Source organism: Vibrio sp. AND4, from assembly GCF_000171815.1.
Taxonomy (GTDB): Bacteria; Pseudomonadota; Gammaproteobacteria; order Enterobacterales; family Vibrionaceae; genus Vibrio.
The window spans coordinates 1-2,059 of sequence record NZ_ABGR01000095.1 but is presented as its reverse complement, the minus strand read 5'-3'; the positions used below and the strand labels follow the sequence as shown (position 1 = coordinate 2,059).

Genomic DNA, 2,059 nt, shown 5'->3' with positions numbered 1-2,059 from the left:
AGTTTGTGTGCGGTATCGGCGGGATTCACCCACGAGGTGGTATGTTTAATGCCGATCATATCTGCCGTCAGTTTGCGAAGAAATACGGAGGGACATCGGAAACCTTATATGCGCCTGCCTATGCTGAAAATCGTGAGCAGAAGGTCGCCTTTATGCAAAATGCGACGGTAAAACAAACCCTAGACTTAGCGCGCAAAGCAGACGTTGCCCTGGTCGGTATTGGCGACATGAGCGAGAACAGTTATATGGTTGATCTGGGCTGGTTCACGCCAGAAGAAGTCGTTCAATCTCGATTGATGCAAGGGGTTGTTGGCGACTTTGCGGGCTACGATTTTTTTGATATCCATGGCGCTGTAGCAAACACTGTGATGAGCGACCGAGTCATAGGCTTAGGCATAGAAGAGTTTCGTCCCATCGCAGAAGTGATCGCCATCGCCGCAGAAAACAGTAAACCATTGGCGCTATTGGGCGCTTTAAGAACCGGAGCCATTGATGTGATTGCAACCAGCGTGAGTAATGCCCTGACGGTACTCAACTTGGATGAACAGATGCATGATGACAACTCATCAAAGGCATAGCACAAAGTAACGTAAGTCGTCGTTATTGTTCGACGGCTTACGTTGCGATTTTCTTCGGCAAAGTAAAATCAGAGCGTTTGCTGCTCTTACTCTCATATACCCAAGTCATTCTCGCTAAACCTCGCATCTCGAGGTTACTTGGGTATATTACTCGATAGGCAAAGAGTGGTCTGCGCCCCATTCGGTCCAAGAACCATCGTAGACGGATAGATTTTCCAGACCGATTTGATACGCCGCAAGCAATAAAATACAGGCAGTGACACCGGAACCACAACTAAAAATGGTTGCTCTACCGCTGTTTATTTCTAGTGCACTGTCTGTTTCTAGTGCACTAAATATATGTTTTATCTCTGAATTTGGTTTTATTTGACCATTGTTTAAGAGCGCTTGAAACGGCAAGCAAACCGAATTGGGGATGTGTCCGCTGCGTAGTCCCTCTCGCGGTTCTGGTACTTCACCAAGGAAGCGAGCTTTGGCCCTTGCATCAATGATACTTGCACTTCGGTTGTTTGAATGCGTCAGGACAGCTTGGGCACTCAAAAATGCTTCTTGGTTCAGCTTACCTGAAAAGTTACCTTTTTCACTTGGTCGTGTTAGCGAATTCACAACAGGAAGTTCAGCTTCAATCCAAGCGGGAAGTCCGCCGTTCAGAACTCGAACATTATCATGTCCCATCGCTTTGAACATCCACCATGCTCTTGGTGCAGCCAAGGTCCCAGAGTTGTCGTAAACCACGATTAAATCTTCGTTGTTCAGGCCCAACTGTCGCGCGCTTTGGTTAAACCCTTCTTCTGTAGGCATCATGTGTGGTAGGGGGGAGTTCGGCAAACAAAAGTCGTTGTGGTAATCAAAGCGTAAGGTATTTGGCAGCCATTTATCTTTAATCTTCTTGTTCTCAGAAGGGATTTGAAACGCAATGCTCGCATCGAGGAGTTTGACGTTGGGTTGGTCGAGTAAGTTGTTGAGCTCATCAGTACTGATCAGTGCTTGCATCGTTTATGTTTCCCTAACTTAGAGTGATGTTTTAGGTGGACGCGAAGAGTCGGCTCATTCGCAATTTAAAAATATGAGAGATTGTTCGAAGAGTGAATTAGTAACCTGGCTGAAAGTCGCTCGTGCACCTTCAGGGCAACTCACAGAGGCTGGAACAGCGACGCGTTTGGTGCCTATTTCTCCCGACTTGATTGTTAGATACCGTCTTTGCCCATCAAGTGATAGTGTTAACGTATTTGAAATCACTTCTGCGCTGATAGTTTGTGTTTTGCCTGAAGAGGTTAACCACAGAGTCAAACATAACGCAATTAAGGCAGAAACAAAGACCAATATGAAAGTTTTCGGGTTATCCAACGTATTTTCCAGCTTGACCAATCGTCCTACCTTTTTACAACAAAAAAATCGCATGTTCAAAAGAACGATGCGATTTTAACTTTGTTGCCAGGCGTTTTCTTACGCTAAATCGAGCTCTTGCTTCAATTCGGTTA

3 protein-coding genes are annotated in these 2,059 nt (G+C 45.7%); 1 reads left to right on the top strand and 2 read right to left on the bottom strand.

The features are described from left to right. The coding region (locus tag AND4_RS18835; protein ID WP_009844582.1) for a sugar-binding domain-containing protein at nt 1-578 on the top strand (578 nt) is incomplete at its 5' end. Nucleotides 579-725: 147 nt separating this feature from the next. Here the strand turns inward: AND4_RS18835 and AND4_RS18830 are convergent. Together AND4_RS18830 and AND4_RS20605 are read right to left on the bottom strand one after the other, a co-directional pair. Further along, nucleotides 726-1,571: a sulfurtransferase gene (locus AND4_RS18830; protein WP_009844581.1), complete on the bottom strand. Its 846-nt coding sequence runs from the start codon at nt 1,569-1,571 to the stop codon at nt 726-728. Between the two features lie 54 nt (nt 1,572-1,625). Then, nucleotides 1,626-1,925 (bottom strand): hypothetical protein, encoded by a 300-nt coding sequence (locus AND4_RS20605; RefSeq protein WP_083796314.1) that lies wholly within the window; start codon nt 1,923-1,925, stop codon nt 1,626-1,628. Nucleotides 1,926-2,059: the final 134 nt, after the last annotated feature.

Excerpts from the sequence above, each read along its gene's own strand:
- AND4_RS18830 (WP_009844581.1), bottom strand. The coding sequence starts at position 1,571 with ATGCAAGCACTGATCAGTACTGATGAGCTCAACAACTTACTCGACCAA.